Raw genomic sequence first — 23,625 nt, forward strand, 5'->3', positions numbered from 1 at the left:
CTGCGTGGCGGGCGGCGGGCCGGGACGGTCACCGGTGCCGACGCCCGTGCGGATGCGCGTGCAGCTGCCCGTGCGCGGTCCGCGTGCGGGCGCGGGCCCGAGCGTCGCTGCTCAGCCGCCTGCGGGGCCGCCCGGGGCCCGGCCGGCCCCCAAAACGGTGCTATCTGCACGCATTCCCTCCCGTCACTGCGTTGCTGACGGCCCGTCAGTTCGGCGCTACGGTAAAAAACATGGAGAGTTTTCCGAAGATAATCTCGGTGGACGACCACACGGTGGAGCCGCCGCACGTCTGGCGGGACCGCCTCCCCTCGAAATATCACGACATCGGCCCCCGAATCGTCCGGGCACCCCTGAAGGAAATGACCTTCGTGGGCGGCAGATTCGCGCCGAAGATGGGCCGGCCGGGGGACGAGGGACCGCTCGCCGACTGGTGGGTCTACGAGGACCTGCACCGCCCGCTGACCCGCCTGGACACCGCCGTCGGCTGCTCCCGCGACGAGATCAGGCTCGAAGGCATCACCTACGAGCAGATGCGGCCCGGCTCCTTCAGCGTCCCGGAGCGGCTGGCCGACATGGACGTCAATCACGTGCAGTCGGCGCTGTGTTTCCCCACGTTCCCGCGTTTTTGCGGCCAGACCTTCACCGAGGCCAAGGACCGCGAACTGGGGCTGCTGGGCGTGCGCGCGTACAACGACTGGATGGTGGAGGAGTGGTGCGGCCCGGCCGCGCGCGGACGCCTCGTACCGCTCGCACTCGTCCCGTTGTGGGACGCGCAGCTGGCCGCGCAGGAGGTGCGCCGGAACGCGGAGCGGGGCGTACGGGCGGTCTGCTTCAGCGAAATCCCGCCACATCTGGGCCTGCCCAGTATTCACACCGGCGACTGGGACCCCTTCCTGCGCGCCTGCGAGGAGACCGGGACCGTCATCGCCATGCACATCGGCTCCTCCAGCAGGATGCCGTCCACCTCCGCCGACGCGCCGCCCGCCGTCGGCTCCACGATCACCTTCGCCAACTGCTGCTTCTCGATGGTCGACTGGCTGATGAGCGGAGCGTTCGACCGCTTCCCCGGCCTGAAGATCATGTACGCGGAGGGACAGATCGGGTGGATCCCGTACATCCTGGAACGCGCCGACGTGGTCTGGGAGGAGAACCGCGGCTGGGGCGGCGTCGCCGACAAGGTCCTGCGGCCGCCCTCCGAACTCTTCGCCGGGCACGTGTACGGCTGCTTCTTCGACGACGCCTTCGGCCTGCGCAACCTGGACGCGATCGGCGTCGGCAACGTCCTCTACGAGACCGACTACCCGCACTCGGACTCCACCTGGCCGCGCTCCAGGGAGGTCGGCGAGGCCCAGATGGGGCACCTGGCGCCGGAGACGGTCGAACGGATCGTCCGCGGCAACGCCATCGAGCTGCTGGGGCTGACGCCGGAGGGGTTGTGGGCCGGGGCGGGTGCGGGGGTGTAGCGCCGGCGCGCGCCCGCGCGGCGTGACGCCTTTCGTGCACCCGGAACGACCCGAGACCTCCCCGCACGACGGCCGAGCGGTCACGATGGGAGGCCTGGGAGGTGACACACATGACGACGTTCGTGCTGGTGTCGGGCGGGTACACCGGAGGATGGATCTGGCAGGAGGTGGCGGACCACCTGCGCGCGGCGGGACACCGGGCGCATCCGGTGACCTTGACCGGGATGGGGGACCGCCGCCACCTGTCAGGCCCCGGCACCGACCTGAACACCCACATCGAGGACGTGGCGCAGGCCCTCGACCACATCGGCGCCGGTGAGCCAGGCGAGGCGGGGGAGACGGTCCTCGTCGCCCACTGCTACGGCGCCTACCCCGCGCTCGGCGCCGCCGACCGCGAGCCGGGCCGCCTGACCCGCCTCGTGTACGTGGACGCGGGCCTGCCCGCCGACGGCGTCTCCGTCCTGGACGCGCTGCCCGACCCGGCCGTACCGGACCGGCTGCGGCGCCGCGCCCAGGAACACGGCGACGGCTGGCGGCTGCCCCCGCCGGCGTTCGAGGAGACCGACATCTGGGGCAGCCTGGACGGCATCTCCCGGGAAGGGCTGGAGCGGCTGGCCCGCTTCGCCGCGCCCCAGCCGCTGGCCACCCTCACCCAGCCGGTCCGGCTGACCGGCGCCACGGCCGCCCTGCCCGCCACGGGCATCTTCTGCACCAAGAACGTCACCAGCACCGCGGCCCTCCGCGCCCTGGTGGACTCCGGCGACCCGCGCTTCGGGGCGTTCACCGACCCCCGGTACGGCTTCTTCGACCTCGACACCGGGCACTGGCCCATGCTGTCCTGCCCCGGCGAACTGGCCGACCTGCTGCTGCGGGCGGCGGCGGACGAGGGGGAACGGCTCGGGGCGCCCGCCTGAGGCACGTCCGGCCGGGGCACGTCCGGCCGGGGCACGTCCGCCGGAGACGCGTCCGCCTGAGGCCCGTCCGCCTGAGGCACGCCCGCCGGGGCCCCGCCGGCCCGTTCCGTGCGCCCCGGCATGATGGGGACATGAGCAACCGACCCGTACTCGTCTACGACGGGGACTGCGGCTTCTGCACCACCTGCGTGCGCTTCGTCGAACGCCGGATCCGCCCCCGCTGCACCGTATCGGCCTGGCAGTTCACCGATCCGGAGGCACTCGGCGTCACCCAGGAGCGGGCCGAGCACGAGGTGCTGTGGATCACCCCGGCGGGGACCGTGCACGGCGGCGCGCAGGCGGTCGCCAAGCTGCTGATGAGCGCGCGCGGGCCCTGGTCCGTCCCCGGCGCGCTGCTGACCCTGCCGCCGTTCCGCCAGGCCGCCCACGCCGTGTACCGCCTGGTCGCCGACAACCGCCACCGCATGCCCGGCGGCACCGCGGCCTGCTCGCTCCCCGCGCGCCTCAGGCCCTGACCGCCCGCGCCACCGCCCCGGCCGCCGCCACCGCCCGCACCCTTGCCTGACGGCCCGTCAGCCCACACCATGACCCCAGCCGCCGGCGACGGGCCGTCGGCCGAGCGCCCGGGGGTGGACGCGGACGTGGACAGCGCTACGGGAAGCGGCACACACAGCGACGACGGGGTGCGGGTGCTGCCCGAAGGGAAGCTGGCCTACGGCATCCAGCTCCCCGTGCAGTCGCAGAGCACCCTCTACACGGAGCCGTGGGAGGCCGGGGCGGGCCCCGCCGACCTCGTGGAGATCGCCCGCACCGCCGACCGCCACGGCTTCGCCTACATCGCCTGCTGCGAGCACATCGGCATACCGCGCCGGCTGGCCGCCGCCATGAGCACGGTCTGGTACGACCCGGTCGCCACCCTCTCCTACCTGGCGGCGGCCACCACCCGCGTGCGGCTGCTCAGCCACATCGCCCTGGCCGCCCTCAAGCACCCCCTGCTCAGCGCCAAGCAGTACGCGACCCTGGACCACCTCTCGGGCGGGCGGCTGATCCTCGGGGTCGGCGCCGGGCACGTACCGGAGGAGTTCGACGCCCTCGGCGTGGACTTCACGCGGCGCGGCGCCCTGCTGGACGAGGCCGTCGACGCCCTGAAGGCGGCGCTGGGCCCGGAAGAGTTCCCCTCGTATCAAGGGAAACGATTCGCCTTCACCGGACTGGGGCAGCGCCCGCGCCCCGTACAGGCGCCGCGCCCGCCGGTCTGGGTGGGCGGCTCGTCGCCCGCCGCCCTCCGCAGGGCGGCCGTACGCGGTGACGGCTGGCTGCCGCAGGGCGACCGCAGGGACCAGCTCCCGGCGCAGCTCGCGAAGCTGCGGCGGCTGCGGGCCGAAGCCGGGATCACCACACCCGCCGAGGCCGGCGCCGTCACCGAGCCGCTGTACGTCGGCGAGCCCGCGTGGGACACCGGCCGGCGCACCCTCACCGGGCCGCCTGAGCGGCTGGCGGAGTCGCTGCGCGAGTACAAGGCGATGGGGGTGCGGCAGATCCAGGTCCGGTTCCGCAGCCGGAGCCGCACCGAGTTGACCGACCAGATGGCGGCGTTCGCCACCGAAGTGGCCCCGCACCTCGACAGCTGAGACGCACGGCGATCCCGGAGGGACCGGTGCACATGGGGAAGCTGGACGGCCGGGTCGTCATCATCACCGGCGCCGCACGCGGTCAGGGCGAGCAGGAGGCGCGGCTCTTCGTCGCGGAGGGCGCCCGTGTGGTGCTGGGCGACGTGCTGGACGGGCCGGGGGAGGCGCTGGCGGCGGAGCTGGGGGACGGCCGCGCCCGGTACGTACACCTGGACGTGCGCCGGGAAGCGGACTGGGAAGCCGCGGTCCGGGCCGCCGGAGAGGCGTTCGGCACGGTCGACGGGCTGGTCAACAACGCCGGCATCCTGCGCTTCAACGAACTGGCCGCCACCCCGCTCGCCGAGTTCCAGGAGGTGGTGCAGGTCAACCAGGTCGGCACGTTCCTCGGGATGCGGGCGGTGGTCCCGGAGCTGACGGCGGCCGGCGGCGGCACCGTCGTGAACACCGCCTCGTACGCCGCGCTGTCCGGCATGGCGTACCTGACCGCGTACGCGGCGTCCAAAGCGGCGGTGGTCGGCATGACGCGGGTGGCGGCGATGGAGCTGGCGGGCCGGGGCATCCGGGTCAACGCGATGTGCCCGGGGGCCGTCGACACCCCGATGACCCGGCCGGAGCGGGGGCCCGCGGACGCGGCGGACCCCGCCGGTGCCTCCGCTGCCTCCGCTGCCCCCGCTGCCTCCGCCGCCCCCGCCGCCCCCGCCGCCTCCGCGCCGGACCTGGACGCGTTCTACGCGAAGGCCGTCCCCCTCGGGCGGATCGGCCGGCCGGAGGAGGTGGCCCGGCTGGCGCTGTTCCTGTCGTGCGCGGACTCCTCGTACATCACGGGGCAGCCGTTCGTGATCGACGGCGGTTGGCTGTCCGGCATCAGCCTGTACTGAGACGCGTACGCCGCCCGCCCGCACGTTACCTGATGAGCCGTCAGGTATTGACGCTCCCGGTGCCCGGTGCGAGAGTCGGACCCGACCTGACGGAGCGTCAGGTAATGACGCCAGGGCGGACGAGGGACGGTGAGCCCCCTTGGAATTCGGGCTGTTCGTACAGGGATATGTGCCCGCCGCGCGGGCGAAGGCCGACCCCGAGGCAGAGCACCACGCACTGATGGAGGAGACCGAGTACGTCATCCAGGCCGACCGGTCCGGGTTCAAGTACGCGTGGGCCTCCGAACACCACTTCCTGGAGGAGTACTCCCACCTCTCCGCCAACGACGTCTACCTGGGCTACCTCGCCCACGCCACCGAGCGCATCCACCTCGGCTCCGGCATCTTCAACCCGCTCGCCCCGGTCAACCACCCGGTCAAGGTCGCCGAGAAGGCCGCCATGCTCGACCACCTCTCCGGCGGCCGCTTCGAGTTCGGCACCGGGCGCGGCGCGGGCAGCCACGAGATCCTCGGGTTCATGCCGGGCGTGACGGACATGAACCACACCAAGGAGCTGTGGGAAGAGACCATCGCCGAGTTCCCGAAGATGTGGCTCCAGGACGAGTACCAGGGGTTCCAGGGGAAGCACTGGCAACTGCCGCCCCGCAAGGTGCTGCCCAAGCCGTACGGAGCCGCGCACCCGCCGATGTGGTACGCGGCCGGGTCGCCGTCCTCGTATGCGATGGCGGGGAAGAAGGGCCTCGGCGTGCTGGGGTTCAGCGTGCAGAAGGTCGCGGACATGGAGTGGGTCGTCGAGTCGTACAAGACGGCCGTCGAGCAGGCCGAACCGGTCGGCGCGTACGTCAACGACAACGTGATGGTGACCTCCACCGCCATCTGCGCCGAGACGCACCAGAAGGCCGTGGAGATCGCGGTGGGCGGCGGGCTGAACTACCTCCAGTCGCTGCTGTTCCGCTACCACGACACGTTCCCGCGCCCCGAGGGCATCCCGGAGTGGCCGGAGCTGCTGCCGGAGTACACCGAGGAGATCATCGAGCTGCTGATCGCCGAGGAGCTGATGATCTGCGGCGACCCGGACGAGGTCTTCCGCCAGTGCAAGCGCTGGGAACAGGCCGGCGCCGACCAGCTCTCCTTCGGCCTGCCCATCGGCGTCTCGCCCGAGGACACCCGCACCACCATCCGCCTCATCGGCGAGCACGTCATCCCGAAGATCGACACGGACCCGGTGCACCGGACCGCCCGCTTCCGGCAGAGCGCCGCCGGGCCGGACGCCGCACCGGGCACCGGACCGGCCGCTTGAGCGAAAGGGACCCCCGGGGATGCTCGACCACCTGATCAAGGGCGCCACGATCGTCGACGGCACCGGCGCCCCCGCGTACCAGGCCGACCTCGCCGTCCAGCACGGCCGCATCACCGCTATCGGCAGCATCGGCGACCCCGCCAGAACCACCGAGGACGCCCACGGTCTCGTCCTCACGCCCGGCTTCGTCGACCCGCACACCCACTACGACGCCCAGCTCTTCTGGGACCCGTACGCCACCCCCTCCATGCACCACGGCGTCACCACCGTCGCGGGCGGCAACTGCGGCTTCACCCTCGCCCCGCTCAACCCGGACCGCCCCGGCGACGCCGACTACACCCGCCGCATGATGAGCCGCGTCGAAGGCATGTCGCTCGCGGCACTGGAGCAGGGCGCGCCGTGGAACTGGTCCACCTTCGGCGACTACCTGGACGCCCTGGACGGCCGGACCGCCGTCAACGCGGGCTTCATGGCCGGCCACTGCGCGCTGCGCCGCCACGTCATGGGCCCGGACGCCATCGGCGGACAGCCCACGGACACCCAGCTGGACGCCATGCTCCGGCTCTTCCACGAGGCCATGGACGCGGGCGCCTGGGGCCTGTCCACCACCCAGTCCGCCACCCACGCCGACGGCGACGGGCAGCCGGTCGCCTCCCGCCATGCCCGCCCCGCCGAACTGCTCGCCCTGTCCCGCGCGGTCGCCGACCACGAGGGCACCCAGCTGGAGGCGATCGTCGCCGGCTGCCTCGACCAGTTCGCGGACGAGGAGATCGACCTGCTCGTCGAGATGTCGGCCGCCGCCGGGCGCCCCCTGAACTGGAACGTGCTGACCATCGACAGCGCCGTACCGGAACGGGTGCCCCGCCAACTGGAGGCGAGCGAGCGCGCCCGTAAGGCGGGCGGCCGCATCGTCGCCCTCACCATGCCGATCCTCACCCCCATGAACATGTCGCTGGGCACCTTCTGCGCCCTCAACCTCATCCCCGGCTGGGGCGACATCCTCGCCCTGCCCGTATCGGAGCGCATCGCGCGGCTGCGCGATCCGGCCGTACGCGAGGAGATGCTGCGGCGCGCGGCGAGCAAGGAGGCGGGCGTCTTCCGGCGGCTGGCGGACTTCGCCCGGTACGTCGTCGGCGACACGTACTCCGCCGCCAACCAGGGACTCTCCGGCCGGGTGGTCGGCGACATCGCCGCCGAACGCGGCCAGGACCCCTTCCGCACCCTGGTCGAGATCTGCGCCGAGGACGGGCTGCGCACCGTCCTGTGGCCGATGCCGACCGACAACGACCCGGACAGCTGGGCCCTTCGGCAGCGCACCTGGCAGCACGAGGACGTCATGCTGGGCGGCTCCGACGCGGGCGCCCACCTGGACCGGATGTGCGGCGCCCCGTACACGACGCGGTTCCTCGGCGACTGCCTGCGCGGCCGGCGGCTGGCGGGCCTGGAGCAGGCCGTACGGATGCTGACCGACGACCCGGCCCGGCTCTTCGGACTGCGCGACCGCGGCCGCATCGCCGTCGGACACCACGCCGACCTGGTCCTCTTCGACCCCGAGCGGATCGACGCCGGACCGGCGCGGCTGGTGCACGACCTGCCGGGGGACAGCCCGCGGCTGGACTCGGAGGCCGCCGGGATCGTGAGCGTACGGGTCAACGGCGTGGAGACGATCCGGGACGGCAAGGTGACCGGAGCGGTACCGGGAAAGGTGCTGCGATCAGGCCGGGACACCGAAACGGTGCGGACGCGGTGAGTACATCCTCTGGCGTGTCCGCCGAGCGGCTGCTGATCGGCGGCGAATGGACCGCACCCGCCCACGGCCACTACGAGGTGACCGACCCGGCGACCGAGGAGACCGTCGGGCTGGCGGCGGAGGCGAGCCGCGACCAGGCGTACGAGGCGGCCCGCGCGGCGCGCGAGGCGTTCGGGCCCTGGTCGCGCACGGCGCCCGGGACCCGCGCGCGGGTGCTGGACCGCGCCGCCGCCATTCTGGCGCGCACCATCGGCCCGTACACCCGGCTCGCGCAGGCGGAGACCGGCGCGACGACCGGCACCGCCCGCGCGATGCAGGTCGGCGTCGCCATCGCCCGCCTCAAGCGGTACGCGCGCGGAGCGCTGGAGCCGGTGGAAACCCCCTTACCGCCGCAGATCAACGAGGCGGGCCCGTTCGGGAAGGCCGCCGTCCTCGGCGCGCTCGCGGTGCGCCGCCCCGTCGGCGTCGTCACCTGCATCACCTCCTACAACAACCCCTGGGCCAACCCGGCCGGCAAGATCGCCCCAGCCCTGGCCATGGGCAACACGGTCGTCATCAAGCCCGCCCCGCAGGACCCGCTCTCCGTCCACCGCCTGGCCGAGGCCCTTCAGGAGGCCCTGGACGAGGCCGGTGCGCCACCGGGTGTCGTGAACCTCGTGACCGGCAGGGACCCGGCGGTCGGCGAGGCCGCGGTGGACGCGCCGGACGTGGACATGGTCAGCTTCACCGGCTCCACGGCCGTCGGGCAGCGCATCGCCGAGGTGTGCGGACGCGGCATGAAACGCCAGCTCATGGAGCTGGGCGGCAAGGGCGCCGCGCTGGTCTTCGACGACGCCGACCTGGACGCGGCGGTGGCCGGCATCGGCACCACGTACTCCTTCTACAGCGGACAGATCTGTACGGCGCCGACGCGCGTGCTCGCCCAGCGCGGCATCCACGACCGGCTGGTGGAGCGGTTGGCCGCGTACGCGACGTGCCTGAAGACCGGTGACCCGGCCTCGGCGGACACGGTCGTCGGCCCGGTGATCTCCGCCGCGCACCGCGACCGCGTCGAGTCGTACATCGAGCTGGGCCGGAAGGAAGGCGCCCGCCTGATCACGGGCGGCGACCGCCCGCCCCTCCCACGCGGCTTCTACGTGGCCCCCGCCCTCTTCGCCGACTGCACCCCCACCATGCGGGTCGTACGGGAGGAGATCTTCGGCCCGGTGGTCGTCGTCCTCCCCTTCGACGACGAGGAGGAGGCCGTCACACTCGCCAACGATACCGACTACGGCCTGCTGGACTATGTCTGGTCCGGCGACGTGGCGCGTGCGTTCCGGGTGGCGGGGCGGCTGCGCGCGGGCGGGGTCGGCGTCAACACGGTCGGCCGCAACATGGAGGCGCCGTTCGGTGGCTTCAAGCGGAGCGGGGTGGGGCGCGATGTCGGCTCGTACGCGCTGCACGCGTACAGCGAGACGCAGGCGGTGGTGTGGCCGGGGTGACACGGGCGGAAGACCGGGCGGGAAAATTTTGAATCAGGACGAAGCGGACAGCGCTGCGGTTCCCGCAGTCCGGAACTCGACGGTACGACCTTCAAGTTACCGCTCGTAACGGGTGACTGACCTTGCAAAGCGCGACCGATGAACAGCTCGCACCTCACGAAGCGAGGAAAACGGCGCCGCTCAGGGGTGGATCTCCAGCCCCACGATGCGGAAACAGCAGCCCTTAACGTCCTGTTCATGGTTCAGGTAGACCCCCGGCTCCCGGCCGGAGACACGGTGACGAGGGCCGCCGGCACGGCTGGTGACACGGCCGGTGGCGGCACCGGCGGAACCCGCGGCAAGGGCCTGAGCGGCAACTCCGTCGGCCTGCTCGGCAGCGCCGTCATCGGCGTCTCCACCGTCGCCCCCGTCTACTGCCTGACCTCGACCCTCGGCCCCACCGTCGGCGAGGTCGGCCTCCAGATGCCGGCCGTCTTCCTCGCGGGCTTCCTGCCGATGCTGCTGGTCGCCTTCGCCTACCGCGAGCTGAACAAGGCCGTCCCCGACTGCGGTACGTCCTTCACCTGGTCGGTGAAGGCGTTCGGCCCGCGCATCGGGTGGATGTGCGGCTGGGGACTGGTGATCGCCACGATCATCGTCCTCTCCAACCTGGCCGGCGTCGCGACCTCCTTCTTCTGGCTGTTGCTCGGCGAACTCACCGGCAGTGACGCCATCGCCGCCCTGGACGGCAACAAGGCCGTCCACGTCCTGACGTGCCTGGCCTTCATCGCCCTCGCCACCGCCGTCAGCTACCGCGGCATGACCGCCACAAAAGGCGTCCAGTACGCCCTCGTCGGCCTCCAACTGGCCGTCCTCGCCCTCTTCGTGGCCATGGCCTTCACCAAGGCCGGCTCCGGCGGCTTCCCCGGCTCCCTCCCCTTCTCCCTCACCTGGCTGAACCCTTTCTCCGTCCAGTCCTTCTCCGCCTTCACCGCGGGCCTGTCCCTCTCGATCTTCATGTTCTGGGGCTGGGACGCCTGCCTGACCGTCAACGAGGAGACCGCGGGCAGCGCCAGGACTCCCGGCCGCGCCGCGCTCCTGGCCATGGTCGTCCTGATCGGCTCGTACCTGCTGACCGCCGTAGCCGCCCAGATGTACTCCGGCGTCGGCACCGAAGGCCCCGGGCTGGGCAACCCGGACACCGCCGACAACGTCTTCGCGGCCCTCGCCACCCCCGTCATGGGCCCGGCCCTCGGCATCCTCCTCTTCGTCGCGGTCCTCGCCTCCGCCGCCGCCAGCCTCCAGACCACCTTCATCCCGGTGGCCCGCACGGTCCTGGCGATGAGCGCGTACGAGGCCCTGCCGCCGTCCTTCGCCCGCATCCACCCGCGCTTCCGCTCCCCGGGCCGCGCCACCGTCGCGGCGGGCGTCGCCACCGGCGTCTTCTACGCCGGGATGACCTTCCTCTCCCAGCACGTCCTGGTCGACACCATCTACGCCCTCGGCCTCATGATCTGCTTCTACTACGCGATCACGGCCTTCGCCTGCGCCTGGTACTTCCGCCGCGAACTGCGCCGCTCCGCCCGCGACCTGCTCGTCAAGGGGGTCTTCCCGATCCTCGGCGGCGTGCTCCTCACCGCCGTCTTCACCAAGACCCTCATCGACATGTGGAACCCGGCCTACGGCTCCGGCAGCTCCGTCCTCGGCGTCGGCTCGGTCTTCGTCATCGGCGTCGGGCTGCTGCTGCTCGGCTTCGTCCTCATGCTGGTGATGCGGCGGCGCAGCCCGGCGTTCTTCCGGGGCGAGGTGCTGACGCGGTCGACGCCGGTGATGGTGGTGGAGGAGTAGCACGGGCGAGACCGCCCCGCTGCCTCCGTACGGAGTCAGCGGGACGGCCCGGCCTGCTACCGCTCAGCCCCTGGGCAGGGTGTGCCACCCGGAGGCGCACTTGTACTTGGACCCGCCCTTGGTGGTGCACTCCTGCACCTCGATCTTGACCACGTTGGCGGCGAAGGTCCACGTGGTGCTGTTCGTGCCGCCCGAGACGCTCAGGTTCTCCGCACGCGTCCCGCCGTCGCTGTAGCGGGCCTTGAGGTACACGCGGGCCCCGTAGGCGTCGTTGGGCTTGGAGTCCTTGAGGTTGACCTTGACGAACACCCGGGACTGGGCATCAACCGCACCCCAGGCGTGGGCGCCGCCGATGTCCCCGGCCGTGTACTGGGCGTTCCAGCCGACCGCCGCATGGGCCGTACCGCCCGTGGCCCCCACCAGCAACGCCGCCCCCGCGGCGACGACGCCGGACGCCCGCACCACGCTCTTCCAGCTCTGTTTCATGTGCTCGACCACGTGTACTCCTAGGTCTCGGTCGGATTCGACGGCGTGCGGTCACCCGGAAGACGCGGCACGGCCTTGCACACGCCCGGTACCGGTGACGCACGTACGGCAGGACCACGCACACCTTCCGGGCCCACCGGCCGCGGCGGGCGGGTCTCGGATCGACCACCTGATCGCCGCGGCGGAACGAGACTGCGGGCCCGCCGGCCGGTGGGTCAACGAGGTCGGCTGTCCGGGACAGGCCGGACGGTGTCCGGGACAGGCCGGCGCATGTCCGGCCTGGTCAGGACCAGTGCTAGTGCCCGTGCCCGTGCGAGGTTGACCTGCTCCCTCCGGCCGCGGCGTACAGCGCCCGGATCAGACGGCCGTTCTCCGGCGCGGGACCGTCGGGGAACGGGAACCGGCGGCGGGTGTAGCCGTAAGCCAGTCCGTTGCGCGGGTCGGCGAACGCCTGTTGCCCGCCCGCACCGCTGTGCCCGAACGCGCCCTGCCCCAGCACCGGATACACCTCGGACGTGGCGTGGAAGCCGAGCCCGAACGCCTTGTGCTCGCGGGTGACCAGGTCAGGCCCGACGGAGTGGATCTGCGCGAACTCGGCGGCGGTGTCCGGCTTGAGCAGCGGCGCCAGGCCGTCCGTCGGGGTGATCGCCGCCGCGTACATCCGGGCCATGCCACGGGCCGAGGCCACGCCGCCGAACGAAGCCGGCCCGGCGGCCCGGACCGACCGGAAGTTCGGCAGCCGCCACAGCTCCGGGTTCCGCGGGTGGTGGCGGTTGAACGCGATACCGGACAGCGAGTCCGGCCCGGTCGCGCGCGCCGCCAGTTCGGCCAGCCGCTCGGGGGTCGGCGTCATCGGCTGCGCGCTCAAGTAGCGGTGCTCCTGGTCGTCCGGCAGCCCGAGATGGAAATCCACCCCGTACGGATCGCGTACGCGCTCGGCGAAGTGCTCCTGAACGGTCCGTCCGGTGGTACGCCGTACCACTTCGCCGGTCAGCGCCGCGATGACCAGCGCGTGGTAGCCGAACGCGCTGCCCGGCCGCCAGTACGGGCGCTGCCCGGCGAGGCGTTCGGCGACGACCCGGTCGTCGGTCAGCTCGTCGAGCGTGAACCCGGCGTCCGCGCCGACCAGACCGGCGCGGTGCGACAACAGATCCCGCAAGGTGACGTCCTGCTTACCCGCCACACCGAACTCCGGCCAGTAGTGACCGACCTTCCGGTCAAGGCCCAGCACGCCCTCCTGCACGAGCAGGGCGACCACCAGATGTGCGGCGCCCTTGCTCGCCGAGTACGCGCCGAGGAGGGAATCTCCGATGATCTCCGGTCCGGTCCACAGGTCCACGACCCGCTCGCCGTGTCGGTACGCCACGAGCTGCGCGGCGAAGTCGCCGCCCTCCTCGGCCGCGACCGCCGCGAACTCGTCCCGCACCGCCCGGAAACCGTCGGCGACGGAGCCCTGAGGTGCGCTGCCGTTCCCCATCTCTTGCCTCCCGGCATCGAGCATCGACCTGCGACCGGCCGCGATGCCGTCCGGCCGCACCTCACGAAGCCCGACCCTAAGCCATTAGTAACCACCGGTCACTAATGGCTCCGCCAAGGTTCCGCCAACAGTCCGGTTCCGTATAGTCGTGGCCATGCCCGATCCCGCGACCCCCCGACCGCGCCCGGGCCGCCCCGCGCGGCTCAACCGCGAGCGGATCGTGGACGCGGCCGTCGCGGCCGGACATCTCGACACCCTGACCATGCGCGCCCTCGCCGCCCGCCTGGACGTCAGCCACGGCGCGCTCTACCGCTGGGTCAGCAATCGCGACCAGCTCTTCGACCTCGTCAGCGACGTGATGGTCGAACGCATCCTGCCCACCGGGGGCCCGCCGGGCGGCTCACCCGACGACTCACCCGACGGCGCGCGCGACGCCGACTGGCGCCCCTGGCTCGCCCGAGTCGCCTGGTCCATGCACGACCAGTTCCTCGCCGTACCCGGCTACGCCACCCGCCTGTCCCGCCCGCACCGCCACAACTCCGACGCCCTCGGCCGCCTCCGGCAGGAAGTCGTCACCGCCTTCACGAACGCCGGCGTCGCCCCCGAACTGGCCGAGCAGAGCTGGTACATCTTCATCACCACGGTCGTCGGCTGGCTCGCCGTCCAGGAAACCCCGTCCGACCTACCTTTCAACCACGGCGCCCCACGCTTCGACCTGTTCCTCGACACCCTCCTGAGGGGCCTGCCGGCACGCGAGCCGGGCGCGGGGCGCATCCCGCCCGGCTACTCGGCTTCGAACTCGTACCGCAGCTCGTAGAGGTGCCCGGCCTTCGTCAAGACGCTGACCTCGATGGGCCGATCGCCCTCTCCGTAGACGACGCGCAACGTACGCAGCACGGGCAGGTCTCCCGGCAGCTGGAGCAACGCGTACTGCTCCTGAGTGGGCACACGCGCGGAGACCCGGTCGACGCTGCGCACTGGAGGGTGGCCCAGCTCGGTGAGCAGTGCGGGCGTACCGCCCTTGATCTTGCGAAACTCGGTCATGGCCGTGCCTCTGGCGATCTCCACCGGGTAGTACGACGCGACGAGCTCGGCCGGCTCGTCGTCGACGCACAGCACTTGGCGGCGCAGTACCGCCGTGCCGCCCTCCGGCAGCCCCATGGCCTCGGCCACGTCCGCGGGCGGGGCCACTTCCCCCACCTCCAGCAGCTGGCTGTGCGCCCGCTCGCCGGGCCTGGCCGCCTCGGTGAGCCAGCGGTAAGGCTTTCCGGTGCCCGCCGGTGCCATGTACGCCGCCGGCCGCATCGTCCGCTGCCGGTGTTCGCGCACCGTCACGGAAGCACCGGCCCGCCCGACGACCAGTTGCTCGTCCTTGAGGAGAAGCAGTGCTTTCTGCACAGTGGCGTTGGACGCGCCGAACCGCTCCTTGAGCTGAGCTGTGGACGGCAGCTTGGCGCCCGGTGCCAGGTCGCCGTTCATGATCTCGTCGCGCAGGTCGGCGGCGATGCGTTCGTGCAGTGAGCGGGGGTCGAGGGGGCTCGGTTCGGTCCTGGGCACGGTCACTCGATCCTTATCTCGTAGCGCAGCCGCTGGCGCGCGGCGGGCATGGTCATCATGTCGGCCTGAATCGGCCGGTCCGAGTGGTTCAAGGTGAGCCTGGTCAGGCGCAGTACCGGCTCGTAGCCGATCTGCAGGGTCTCCCGTTCCTCCTGGTCGGGCATGCCGGCCTGTACGTCCTCGCGGGCCCGGGCCCCGGTGTGTCCCAGCCGCGCGAGCAACCTGACCGCTCCACCTGGGATCTTCGTCGTCTCTGCGAGTCCCGTCCCCCGGGCGATCGCCACCGGATAGTACGTGTCCGTCAACTCGCAGGGCCGGTCGTCCAGGTACATGACGCGGCGCCGGACGACGACCGGCGCCCCCTCAGGGACATCCAGCAGCCCGGCGACGTCAGCAGATGCCGCGACTTCGCCTGCGTGGATGATGCGCTGACTGCCGCGACGTCCTCTGGCGGAGGCTTCGGCTGCCCAGGTGTCGGGAGGCGAACCTTCGGCGGGTGCCACGTAGGGCATCGAAGTGGAGACCCAGTCATTGCTGTTCACGGCATCCTCCAGCTTTCGGGCGTTCGGCAGGCCGGGCAGCCGACCTTGCCGCTTTACACGGTAAGTGACCAAGCTCCGTACGCGGAGGGAGGAGTGGGCGTTGAAGCTTGCTGCTATTCGCGAAAGGCAGTATGGTCCGGCCGAGGGTACAGCCCAAGAGCTAGGCGGTGATCAACCGTGTCTCTGTCACGGACCCGACGCTTCTCCCGGAGACGGACATCTGTCCGCGCGGCGCGCGACTTCGTCAGCAGCTGCCTTGCGGAATGGGGGATGGCCGACCGGCTGGAGGACATACGGTTGTGCGCCTCAGAGCTGGCCACCAATGCGGTGCTGCACGGGGTGCCGCCCGGACGGGAGTTCTGTGTCCAGATCGAAGTCCGGGGCGACCTGGTTTTCCTGGGCGTCCGGGACAGTGGCGACGGGCTCCCGGAGGGCCGACCGGAGTCAGCCGAGCTCAGCGCCGGAAGAGGGCTGTTTCTGCTACGCGCACTTGCTGACGATTTCGGAGTCACCCAGCATGTTGTCGGTAAGACGGTGTGGGTGGTGTTCAAAAACGGCGGGTGCGCCGAAGCTGTGCCGGAGCGGAAGCCGACCGGAGCGTGAGCGACCCGTCGCCCCCTCGGCCGAGGCGTCGGCGGAAGTCATCGCAGAGACAAGGAAGAACGCATGAGCCACGTTGACGACGCGTCCGAACTCTTCGCGAGATGGTGGAAGTCCACGTACAGCGACAGCGGTGCCCAGTGCGTCGAGTGCGCCACCCTCGACGCCGGGACGGTGGCCGTACGGGACAGCAAGAACCCGAACGGGCCGGCGCTGCTGCTCGGCCGCGAGCAGCTGTCCGCGTTCGTTTCCGCTGTGGCCGGGGGCCGGTTCGGCGGTCTCGGGTAAGGAGTTACGCGCGGCCGGCTGCGCGCCCTGCTGTCTGCTCAGGACTTCACAGTCGCCACGTGTCGGACTCGTTCACTCAGGGCGCGTACCGCCTTGGCGCGGTGGTGCGGGCGGATGCGGGTGCGCAGCGTCGCGAAGTGGGCGTCGCCGCGGGCGGAGGAGATTTCCGTGTAGTCGTCGAGGAAGCGGTGCCAGGTCGCGCAGGCCGCGTCGAGGTGGCCCAGTTCGAACTGGCGCTGTGCGAGGAGGGCGTGCGAGTGGACGCGGCCCTGCCGTTCCTGGCGGGGCTGGGCTTTCAGGGAGCTGTTCAGGGCCTTGATTGAGCCGGGCAGATCCTTGAACTCGTAGAGCACGTGCGAGACGTGGAAGAGGTACGCCGACGCGTCGTACCCGCCGATCGACTCGCGCCGGGAGTCCGCCTTGGAGAGCGCGGTCTCCGCCTCCCGGAGCCGGGTGATCGCCGTGTGCCGGTCCCCGGTCATCGAAGCGGCGTGGGCCTGCTGCCCGCGCAGAAAGGCCACCAGGCGCGGCCCGGCCGAGGGGGCTGCGGCCGCGGCCGAGTCCGCCAGCTCCAGGGCCTTCGCGCCGTAACCGAGGCTGGACGCCTGGAGCGACATGCCGCGCAGCGTGCGGCAGTACGTGAGGTGATCCTTCGCCTCACCGGCCAGGTGCAGGGCCTTGACGTAGTAGCGCTGCCCGAGACCGTGCGCCCGCTCGTACATCGCCATCCAGCCGGTGAGGTACGTCAGGTCGGAGGCCGCCGCGAGCAGGTCGTCGTGCACCTGCTCCGACGCGGGGGCCGTCAGCCACGGCCTCACGGAGTTCACCAGGAACGCCGCCGCCATCGGTCGCGCGTGACCGCCCCCGAACTCGTCGAGGATGTCCGCCACCCGGTCCGTCACCGCCCGGACCGTCTCGACCTGCGCCGCCCCGACCCGCCCGGCCCGCCCCGGACGCGCCACCGCCTCGGCCCGCCCGGCGAGGTCGGAGAAGAGCGGCACTGCCAGAGCGGCCGAGTAGAGACCGGCCTGGAGGACGCCTCTGCGGGACGGGTCCATGTCGTCGCGGCTCAGGTCGAGGAGTTCTTCGACGGCCGCGTTCCTGGCCGGTGCCGCTCCGCCCGGCCGGGTGGGGAAACCGGCTTCGGCGTGGGTGACGGGACGTCCGAGACGCCTGGCCAGGGCTTCCAGGACGACGGGCCGGACCTGGGGCCTCGGCATGGTGCCGGAGAGCCAGTGGGCGACGGCCGACTGCTCGTAGCGGAGGGTGAGCCCCGCTTCCGCCCCGGCACGGTTCACCGCGTTGGCGAATTGCTGCTCGGTCCACGCGGCCTGCCGGAGCAGGAGCGCGAGACTGGTGTTCGATGTGCGCCGACTGGTCGCCATGCTCAACTCCCGGCAGCATTCATGGCTTTCATGTCTCTGCCCGCCTCCCACGGTACCCGCGCGGGTGCCACACAGAGTTATCTCTGTGCACGGACAGGGCACCACGAACGAGGTGGCCCGGTACCCAGGTGACGAGGAAGCAGCGGTGAGGGACATGGAGCCACGGGAGCAGGCGGGGGCGGCGTCGGTGGGAGTCGACTTCGAGGCGGCGCGCCGCACCATCGGCGTGATCAGGGCGCAGGTGCGGAGCTGCTCGGCGAAGGAGGACACGGCGCGGCTGATGGGTGAGGCGCGGGCCATCCTGTCCCAGTTGATCCCCTTGGTCGATGAGCGTGTAGGGCGGCTGCCCCGCACGTCGCTGGAGTGGGACCGGGGCTGCGACACGGTCTCGCGCGCCCGTACGGCGCTGACCTGGACACATACGGGCAACAGCATCTCGTACCTCGGCTACGTCGCCCACGTCGCCGATCACCTGCTGAGCTACTTCCCGGATCGGGGGCCTGAAGCAGGGCCGTGAGGCGGCGGGGTCAGCCTCCCCGCCGGCCCAGGAAAATCGGGTTCGTCATGGCCGCCATCGGGCCCGGCGCCCCCGCCGTCGTCGCCGGATGCCGTACCTCGGCGCGTACGTAGGCGGCGTTGGCCGGGGTGGTGTGCCACGTGGTGGTTTCTGTGGCGGGGGTGGTGAAGCGTTGGCCCTGGTCGGTGAGGAAGCGGACGGTGCTGCCGGGTGGGGCGCCGGTTACGTCCAGCCGGACGGCGACTTGGGCGGAGTCGCGTACCGGGAGGCGGTCGCCGATGGTGGCGTGTTCGCCCTTGGGGCCGGTGGCGGTGAAGCGGAGGGTCAGGGCGGCGGATTCGGCGAGGTAGGTGTGGCCCTTGCGGATGCCGGTGAGGATCGCGTCGCGGGACAGGTCGTCGGCGAGGACGACCGTCTGGGGGAGGCCGATGACGTCCGGGTCGCGGTGGGCGTCGCTGTGGCCGACGGCGGGGAGGAAGCGGCCCCGGTCCTGGGCGTACGCCACCAGCGCGTTGTCCCATTCGGCGATGGCGACCTCGTCGTCGAGGGTGAAGGGGCCGTTCCAGACTTCGACCGCGTCCGCCTCCGCGTAGCCGAACTTCCAGTTGCAGCCGATGCAGGTGGCGTGCGGGTGGGCCGGGATGACGAGGCCGCCCGCGCGGTGGACGCGGCGGGCGAAGCGGGGAAAGGCGCCGTCGGCGGCCCGGTAGCGCCAGTCGATGAAGACGCCGGGGTCGGTGCCCATCGCCACCATGTGGCCGTTGCGGGTGGTGACCTCCTCGCCGGTGAGGATGAGCAGGTCGTCGCCCCACAGGCCCTCCCACGCCCGGTGCGAGGAAGTGGTGTTGTGCTCGGTGGTGGTGATGAAGTCCAGGCCGGCGGCGCGGGCGAGGGCGGCGATCTGGGCGGGGGTGCGCTTGCCGTCGGAGTGGACGGAGTGGAGGTGGCTGTCGCCCCGGTACCAGGAACGGCCGCGGCCCTTGGCGCGTTGGGGAGGGTAGGAGGGGACGGGCGGGGCGGAAGGGGGGCCGTATCGGAGGGTGATGGTCACTGCATAGGTGAGGCCCTGCGGGGCGACGGTGTACGGGCCGAGGGCGATGTGCCAGGTGCCGGGGTTGAGGGGACCGGGCAGGTAGCCGGGCGTCGCGTCGTCGGCGCGCAGGAAGAACTCCGTACGGGCGCCGCCCGACCAGCCGCGGAAGCCGCGTCCGCCGAGGTCCGTGCCGCGTGTGTCGAAGATGCCGATGTCGCAGGCGTTGCCCGCGGTGCCGGGCGGGGTGGCGGGGCGGTCGTAGGTGTAGGAGACGGCGATCTCGCGTACGCCGTCGGGGATTTCGACGGGGAGGTAGACGTAGTCGGGGGCGCCGGTGGGGAGCCGGCCGGCGATCGTTCGGGTCTCCGTGCGGCGGTTCTCGCCGGTGCGGCCGCCGGCTGCGGCCGTCCCGCCGCCCTCGTCGGCTGCCGCGAAACTCACACCGTTCAACGTAAGCGCCGCGGCGGCTCCCGTCACCAGGAGCGCGCGGCGTCCGGGCGAGCCGCTGGTTCTGTCGTCGTCGCACATGGGGCATCACTCCCGGGCAGGGGTGGCGGAACCGGCGTAAGAAAATCCACGAAGGAAACTCTCGTATTCAGTCGTGAACGGGCGGACAAGGGAAGGGGGCCGGGCAGAAACGCTCTCGTGTGGCGCCCCGCATGGCGCGTTCCGCCGCCACGGCACCGGCGCCTCATGGACGCTGTCCCGTCCCGGCGGTAGGAAGGGAGCACTGCCGACGCGGAGGTACGCCCAGTATGCGGATCTCGACCACCATCATCCTGACCGACGAGACCGTCCGGCCCGACCGGCTGGCCCGGGAGCTGGAGCAGCGCGGGTTCGCCGGGCTCTATCTCCCCGAGCACACCCACATCCCGGTGAGTCGCGACACGCCCGCCCCCATGGGTGAGCCGCTGCCCCGCGAGTACGGGCGCACCCTCGACCCGTTCGTGGCCCTGGGGCAGGCCGCCGCCGTCACCGAACGGCTGACGGTCGCCACCGGCGTCACCCTCGTCGCGCAGCACGATCCGATCGCCCTGGCCAAGCAGGTCGCCACGCTGGACTTCCTGTCGGGCGGGCGGTTCACGCTCGGGGTGGGGTACGGCTGGAACGTGGAGGAGGCGGCGGACCACGGCGTCGAGTGGTCGTCGCGACGCGCGCTGGTGCGGGAGCGGATGCTGCTGATGCGCGCCCTGTGGGCGGAGGAGCCGACGGCGTACGAGGGCCGGTTCGCTTCCGTACGGGCCAGTCTGGCGTATCCGAAGCCGGTCAAGGGCACGCCGCGCACCCTGCTCGGCGGAGCGCCGGGGCCCCGGCTCTTCGCCGGCATCGCGGAGTTCGCGGACGGCTGGCTGCCGATCGGCGGCGCCGGCCTGGCGGAGGCGCTGCCGGCCCTGCGGCAGGCGTGGACGGACGCGGGCCGGGACGGCGCGCCGGTGGTGGTGCCGTGCGGGGTGCAGCCGTCGGCCGGGAAGCTGGCGCGGCTGCGCGATCTGGGCCTGGAGGAGGTCGTCGTATGGCTGCCGTCGGAGGGGGAGGCGGAGGTGCTGCGGACGCTGGACGAGTACGCGCAGTATCTGTGAGGGGCGAGGGGCGAGGGGCGAGGGGTGAGGGGTGAGGGCTGAGGACGGGCTGGGCACCCGGCGCGCCCTCGCACACGGTCGTACCGCCCCCGCCCAGGCTGCCCGCCCACAGCCCGGAGGGAACCTCCGCATGAAGTGATCAGTGGCACACCGTCGCTGGCCATCCGGTCGGCGGCACTGTCGGTGGTCGCTCGTATGCTCGTTGGATGACTAGCAGCGCGCAGGTACCCGGACAGGGGACGGACCGGATGGCGGTCCCCACCGGCACGCCCTCTTCCGCCACCGCCCCCACCGCCAACGCCATGCGCCGCGCCCTCAAGCGCGCCCGCGACGGCGTCGCGCTCGACGTCGGGGAGGCCGCCGTGCTGCTCCAGGCGCGCGGCGACGACCTGCGCGACCTGTGCGCGTCCGCGGCCCGGGTGCGCGACGCGGGGCTGGCGGCCGCCGGGCGGCCCGGTGTCATCACGTACTCCAAAAGCGTGTTCATCCCGCTCACCCGCCTGTGCCGCGACAAGTGCCACTACTGCACGTTCGTCACCGTCCCCGGCAAGCTGCGCCGCGCCGGTCACGGCATGTTCATGTCCCCGGACGAGGTGCTGGACATCGCCCGCCGCGGCGCCGAACTGGGCTGCAAGGAAGCGCTGATCACGCTCGGCGACAAGCCGGAGGACCGCTGGCCCGAGGCGCGCGAGTGGCTGGAGGCCGAGGGGTACGACTCCACGATCGCGTACGTACGGTCGATCGCCATCCGCATCCTGGAGGAGACCGGGCTGCTGCCCCACCTGAACCCGGGCGTGCTGTCCTGGACGGACTTCCAGACGCTCAAGCCCGTCGCCCCGTCCATGGGCATGATGCTGGAGACCACCGCCGAGCGCCTGTGGAGCGAGCCCGGCGGTTCGCACTACGGCTCCCCGGACAAGGAACCGGCCGTGCGGCTACGCGTCCTGGAGGACGCCGGGCGCTCCAACGTGCCGTTCACGTCCGGCCTGCTCATCGGCATCGGCGAGACGTACGAGGAGCGCGCCGAGTCGCTGTTCGCGCTGCGCAAGGTGCAGCGCGCCTACCACGGCATCCAGGAAGTCATCGTGCAGAACTTCCGCGCCAAGCCGGACACGGCGATGCGCGGCATGCCCGACGCCGAACTGGAGGACCTGGCCGCCACCGTCGCCGTCGCCCGGCACATCCTCGGCCCGTCGGGCTGTATCCAGGCGCCGCCCAACCTGGTCGACTCCGAGCACGCGCTGCTCATCGAGGCGGGCATCGACGACTGGGGCGGTGTCTCCCCGGTGACGCCCGACCACGTCAACCCCGAGCGGCCGTGGCCCCGGATCGAGGAACTGGCCGAGAAGTCCGCCGCCGCGGGCTTCGAGCTGCGCGAGCGGCTCGCCGTCTACCCGGAGTACGTCGAGCGCGGCGAGCCCTGGCTCGACCCGCGCCTGCTGCCGCACGTACGGGCCCTGGCCGACCCGGAGACCGGGCTGGCCCGCCCGGACGCGAAGGTCGAGGGCCGCCCCTGGCAGGAGCCCGACGAGGGCTTCTCGATGGCCTCCTCGGGCCGTACGGACCTGCACCGCACCATCGACACGGACGGCCGCACCGGCGACCGCCGCAACGACTTCGACGAGGTGTACGGCGACTGGGAAGCCCTGCGCGAGGCCGCCGCGCCGGGTATGGCGCCCGAGCGCATCGACACGGACGTCCGGGCCGCCCTGGCGCAGGCCGCCGACGACCCGACCAAGCTCTCCGACGCCGAGGCGCTGGCCCTGCTGCACGCCGACGGCCCGGCGCTGGACGCGCTGTGCGGCATCGCCGACGACCTGCGCCGCGCCACGGTCGGCGACGACGTCACGTACATCGTCACCCGCAACATCAACTTCACCAACGTCTGCTACACCGGCTGCCGTTTCTGCGCCTTCGCCCAGCGCCGTACGGACGCCGACGCCTACACCCTCTCCCTCTCCCAGGTCGCCGACCGCGCCCAGCAGGCGTGGGACGTCGGCGCGGTCGAGGTCTGCATGCAGGGCGGCATCCACCCCGACCTGCCCGGCACCGCGTACTTCGACATCGCGCGCGCCGTCAAGGAACGCGTCCCCGGGATGCACGTCCACGCCTTCTCGCCGATGGAGGTCGTCAACGGCGCGACCCGCACCGGCCTGTCCATCCGCGAGTGGCTGACCGAGGCCAAGGCCGCCGGCCTGGACAGCATTCCCGGCACCGCCGCCGAGATCCTCGACGACGAGGTCCGCTGGGTGCTGACCAAGGGCAAGCTGCCCACCGCCACCTGGGTCGAGGTCATCAAGACCGCCCACGAGCTGGGCATCCGCTCGTCCTCCACGATGATGTACGGCCATGTCGACCAGCCCCGCCACTGGCTCGGCCATCTGCGGCTGCTGGCCGAGATCCAGCAGGAGACCGGCGGCTTCACGGAGTTCGTGACGCTGCCGTTCATCCACACCAACGCGCCTGTCTACCTGGCCGGCATCGCCCGCCCCGGCCCCACCACCCGCGACAACCGCGCCGTGACGGCCATGGCCCGCGTCCTGCTGCACCCGCACATCCCCAACATCCAGACGAGCTGGGTCAAGCTGGGCACGGAAGGCGCCGCCGAGATGCTCCGCTCCGGGGCCAACGACCTCGGCGGCACGCTGATGGAGGAGACCATTTCCCGGATGGCGGGCTCCAGTTACGGTTCCTACCGCTCCATCCAGGACCTCGTCGCCATCGCGGACGCGGCGGGCCGCCCGTCGCGGGCCCGCACGACGACGTACGGCCCGGTGGCGGCGGAGCGGGAGGCGGCGGCGCTGGCCTCGGACGGGCATCTGCCGGAGTTGTTGCCGGTGGTGGAGTAAGGGACAGGCCGGGCGCGGCCGCCTACCGCTACGGTTACCTCCCAGAGCCCGCCGGGGGAGTGCGGGC

At 72.0% G+C, this 23,625-nt stretch carries 21 protein-coding genes; 15 read left to right on the forward strand and 6 right to left on the reverse strand.

Annotated features, from left to right (window positions below; translation table 11 throughout):
* Positions 1 to 230: 230 nt before the first annotated feature.
* The 9 genes from OEIGOIKO_RS23910 (at position 231) to OEIGOIKO_RS23950 (ending at position 11,244) form a co-directional block, all read left to right on the forward strand.
* Entirely contained in the window at positions 231 to 1,463 is a 1,233-nt protein-coding gene (locus OEIGOIKO_RS23910) for an amidohydrolase family protein (protein WP_125055733.1), read from the forward strand.
* Between the two features lie 110 nt (positions 1,464 to 1,573).
* Complete coding sequence (locus OEIGOIKO_RS23915; RefSeq protein ID WP_125055734.1) at positions 1,574 to 2,377, forward strand: alpha/beta fold hydrolase; 804 nt, start codon at positions 1,574 to 1,576, stop codon at positions 2,375 to 2,377.
* A 131-nt stretch (positions 2,378 to 2,508) separates the two neighbouring features.
* A complete protein-coding gene (locus OEIGOIKO_RS23920; RefSeq protein WP_125055735.1) occupies positions 2,509 to 2,892 on the forward strand; it encodes a thiol-disulfide oxidoreductase DCC family protein in 384 nt (127 codons plus the stop codon).
* A 69-nt stretch (positions 2,893 to 2,961) separates the two neighbouring features.
* Complete coding sequence (locus OEIGOIKO_RS23925; protein ID WP_125055736.1) at positions 2,962 to 4,008, forward strand: TIGR03619 family F420-dependent LLM class oxidoreductase; 1,047 nt, start codon at positions 2,962 to 2,964, stop codon at positions 4,006 to 4,008.
* 32 nt (positions 4,009 to 4,040) lie between these two features.
* Positions 4,041 to 4,886: an SDR family NAD(P)-dependent oxidoreductase gene (locus OEIGOIKO_RS23930; protein ID WP_125055737.1), complete on the forward strand. Its 846-nt coding sequence runs from the start codon at positions 4,041 to 4,043 to the stop codon at positions 4,884 to 4,886.
* 139 nt (positions 4,887 to 5,025) lie between these two features.
* Positions 5,026 to 6,186: an LLM class flavin-dependent oxidoreductase gene (locus OEIGOIKO_RS23935; RefSeq protein WP_125055738.1), complete on the forward strand. Its 1,161-nt coding sequence runs from the start codon at positions 5,026 to 5,028 to the stop codon at positions 6,184 to 6,186.
* Positions 6,187 to 6,205: 19 nt separating this feature from the next.
* Positions 6,206 to 7,936, forward strand: a complete 1,731-nt coding sequence (locus tag OEIGOIKO_RS23940; protein ID WP_125055739.1) for an N-acyl-D-amino-acid deacylase family protein — start codon at positions 6,206 to 6,208, stop codon at positions 7,934 to 7,936.
* Positions 7,933 to 9,417, forward strand: coding sequence for an aldehyde dehydrogenase family protein (locus OEIGOIKO_RS23945; RefSeq protein ID WP_371858960.1), 1,485 nt, complete (start codon positions 7,933 to 7,935; stop codon positions 9,415 to 9,417). Before OEIGOIKO_RS23940 ends, OEIGOIKO_RS23945 begins: the two co-directional genes overlap by 4 nt.
* A 237-nt stretch (positions 9,418 to 9,654) precedes the next feature.
* A complete protein-coding gene (locus OEIGOIKO_RS23950) occupies positions 9,655 to 11,244 on the forward strand; it encodes an APC family permease (RefSeq protein ID WP_125055740.1) in 1,590 nt (529 codons plus the stop codon).
* A 63-nt stretch (positions 11,245 to 11,307) separates the two neighbouring features.
* Here OEIGOIKO_RS23950 and OEIGOIKO_RS23955 read toward each other — a convergent pair whose 3' ends face one another.
* Positions 11,308 to 11,742 (reverse strand): hypothetical protein, encoded by a 435-nt coding sequence (locus tag OEIGOIKO_RS23955; RefSeq protein ID WP_125055741.1) that lies wholly within the window; start codon positions 11,740 to 11,742, stop codon positions 11,308 to 11,310.
* 283 nt (positions 11,743 to 12,025) lie between these two features.
* Positions 12,026 to 13,207 carry a serine hydrolase domain-containing protein gene (locus OEIGOIKO_RS23960; protein ID WP_125055742.1) on the reverse strand — a complete coding sequence of 394 codons (1,182 nt, stop codon included), beginning with the start codon at positions 13,205 to 13,207 and terminating at the stop codon, positions 12,026 to 12,028.
* Between the two features lie 154 nt (positions 13,208 to 13,361).
* Here OEIGOIKO_RS23960 and OEIGOIKO_RS23965 point away from each other — a divergent pair, with 154 nt between their 5' ends.
* Positions 13,362 to 14,024 carry a TetR/AcrR family transcriptional regulator gene (locus OEIGOIKO_RS23965; RefSeq protein ID WP_125055743.1) on the forward strand — a complete coding sequence of 221 codons (663 nt, stop codon included), beginning with the start codon at positions 13,362 to 13,364 and terminating at the stop codon, positions 14,022 to 14,024.
* Here OEIGOIKO_RS23965 and OEIGOIKO_RS23970 read toward each other — a convergent pair.
* Together OEIGOIKO_RS23970 and OEIGOIKO_RS23975 are read right to left on the reverse strand one after the other, a co-directional pair.
* The gene (locus tag OEIGOIKO_RS23970) at positions 13,991 to 14,770 is read right to left on the reverse strand and encodes a GntR family transcriptional regulator (protein WP_125055744.1); all 780 of its coding nucleotides are present in this window, start codon (positions 14,768 to 14,770) and stop codon (positions 13,991 to 13,993) included. The genes OEIGOIKO_RS23965 and OEIGOIKO_RS23970 overlap by 34 nt on opposite strands.
* Positions 14,767 to 15,306: a GntR family transcriptional regulator gene (locus tag OEIGOIKO_RS23975; protein WP_125055745.1), complete on the reverse strand. Its 540-nt coding sequence runs from the start codon at positions 15,304 to 15,306 to the stop codon at positions 14,767 to 14,769. The genes OEIGOIKO_RS23970 and OEIGOIKO_RS23975 overlap by 4 nt, the downstream gene beginning before the upstream one ends.
* 177 nt (positions 15,307 to 15,483) lie before the next feature.
* Here OEIGOIKO_RS23975 and OEIGOIKO_RS23980 point away from each other — a divergent pair, with 177 nt between their 5' ends.
* On the forward strand, positions 15,484 to 15,909 hold the full coding sequence (locus OEIGOIKO_RS23980) for an ATP-binding protein (RefSeq protein ID WP_125055746.1): 426 nt from the start codon (positions 15,484 to 15,486) through the stop codon (positions 15,907 to 15,909).
* Positions 15,910 to 15,972: 63 nt separating this feature from the next.
* Entirely contained in the window at positions 15,973 to 16,194 is a 222-nt protein-coding gene (locus OEIGOIKO_RS23985; RefSeq protein ID WP_125055747.1) for a DUF397 domain-containing protein, read from the forward strand.
* 38 nt (positions 16,195 to 16,232) lie between these two features.
* Here OEIGOIKO_RS23985 and OEIGOIKO_RS23990 read toward each other — a convergent pair whose 3' ends face one another.
* Positions 16,233 to 17,579, reverse strand: coding sequence for a hypothetical protein (locus OEIGOIKO_RS23990; protein WP_125055748.1), 1,347 nt, complete (start codon positions 17,577 to 17,579; stop codon positions 16,233 to 16,235).
* 145 nt (positions 17,580 to 17,724) lie between these two features.
* On the opposite strand from OEIGOIKO_RS23990, the gene OEIGOIKO_RS23995 reads away from it, so the two are divergent.
* Positions 17,725 to 18,096: a DUF6415 family natural product biosynthesis protein gene (locus tag OEIGOIKO_RS23995; RefSeq protein WP_031006014.1), complete on the forward strand. Its 372-nt coding sequence runs from the start codon at positions 17,725 to 17,727 to the stop codon at positions 18,094 to 18,096.
* A 10-nt stretch (positions 18,097 to 18,106) separates the two neighbouring features.
* Here OEIGOIKO_RS23995 and OEIGOIKO_RS24000 read toward each other — a convergent pair whose 3' ends face one another.
* Positions 18,107 to 19,657: a CehA/McbA family metallohydrolase gene (locus OEIGOIKO_RS24000; protein WP_125055749.1), complete on the reverse strand. Its 1,551-nt coding sequence runs from the start codon at positions 19,655 to 19,657 to the stop codon at positions 18,107 to 18,109.
* 227 nt (positions 19,658 to 19,884) lie between these two features.
* Here OEIGOIKO_RS24000 and OEIGOIKO_RS24005 point away from each other — a divergent pair, with 227 nt between their 5' ends.
* Both OEIGOIKO_RS24005 and OEIGOIKO_RS24010 read left to right on the forward strand, forming a co-directional pair.
* Complete coding sequence (locus OEIGOIKO_RS24005; RefSeq protein WP_125055750.1) at positions 19,885 to 20,709, forward strand: TIGR03619 family F420-dependent LLM class oxidoreductase; 825 nt, start codon at positions 19,885 to 19,887, stop codon at positions 20,707 to 20,709.
* Between the two features lie 248 nt (positions 20,710 to 20,957).
* Positions 20,958 to 23,558: a bifunctional FO biosynthesis protein CofGH gene (locus OEIGOIKO_RS24010; RefSeq protein WP_174857318.1), complete on the forward strand. Its 2,601-nt coding sequence runs from the start codon at positions 20,958 to 20,960 to the stop codon at positions 23,556 to 23,558.
* The last annotated feature ends 67 nt before the right edge of the window (positions 23,559 to 23,625 follow it).

Origin of the sequence: Streptomyces paromomycinus (assembly GCF_003865155.1) — a bacterium.
GTDB lineage: Bacteria > Actinomycetota > Actinomycetes > Streptomycetales > Streptomycetaceae > Streptomyces > Streptomyces chrestomyceticus.

What these genes read in the sequence shown, in the direction of transcription:
- OEIGOIKO_RS24005 (WP_125055750.1), top strand. Translation starts at nt 19,885, where the DNA reads ATGCGGATCTCGACCACCATCATCCTGACCGACGAGACCGTCCGGCCC.
- OEIGOIKO_RS23920 (WP_125055735.1), top strand. Translation starts at nt 2,509, where the DNA reads ATGAGCAACCGACCCGTACTCGTCTACGACGGGGACTGCGGCTTCTGC.
- OEIGOIKO_RS23990 (WP_125055748.1), bottom strand. Translation starts at nt 17,579, where the DNA reads ATGGCGACCAGTCGGCGCACATCGAACACCAGTCTCGCGCTCCTGCTC.
- OEIGOIKO_RS23940 (WP_125055739.1), top strand. Translation starts at nt 6,206, where the DNA reads ATGCTCGACCACCTGATCAAGGGCGCCACGATCGTCGACGGCACCGGC.
- OEIGOIKO_RS24010 (WP_174857318.1), top strand. Translation starts at nt 20,958, where the DNA reads ATGGCGGTCCCCACCGGCACGCCCTCTTCCGCCACCGCCCCCACCGCC.
- OEIGOIKO_RS23910 (WP_125055733.1), top strand. Translation starts at nt 231, where the DNA reads ATGGAGAGTTTTCCGAAGATAATCTCGGTGGACGACCACACGGTGGAG.
- OEIGOIKO_RS23930 (WP_125055737.1), top strand. Translation starts at nt 4,041, where the DNA reads ATGGGGAAGCTGGACGGCCGGGTCGTCATCATCACCGGCGCCGCACGC.
- OEIGOIKO_RS23925 (WP_125055736.1), top strand. Translation starts at nt 2,962, where the DNA reads ATGACCCCAGCCGCCGGCGACGGGCCGTCGGCCGAGCGCCCGGGGGTG.
- OEIGOIKO_RS23950 (WP_125055740.1), top strand. Translation starts at nt 9,655, where the DNA reads ATGGTTCAGGTAGACCCCCGGCTCCCGGCCGGAGACACGGTGACGAGG.
- OEIGOIKO_RS23985 (WP_125055747.1), top strand. Translation starts at nt 15,973, where the DNA reads ATGAGCCACGTTGACGACGCGTCCGAACTCTTCGCGAGATGGTGGAAG.
- OEIGOIKO_RS23965 (WP_125055743.1), top strand. Translation starts at nt 13,362, where the DNA reads ATGCCCGATCCCGCGACCCCCCGACCGCGCCCGGGCCGCCCCGCGCGG.
- OEIGOIKO_RS23960 (WP_125055742.1), bottom strand. Translation starts at nt 13,207, where the DNA reads ATGGGGAACGGCAGCGCACCTCAGGGCTCCGTCGCCGACGGTTTCCGG.
- OEIGOIKO_RS24000 (WP_125055749.1), bottom strand. Translation starts at nt 19,657, where the DNA reads ATGTGCGACGACGACAGAACCAGCGGCTCGCCCGGACGCCGCGCGCTC.
- OEIGOIKO_RS23915 (WP_125055734.1), top strand. Translation starts at nt 1,574, where the DNA reads ATGACGACGTTCGTGCTGGTGTCGGGCGGGTACACCGGAGGATGGATC.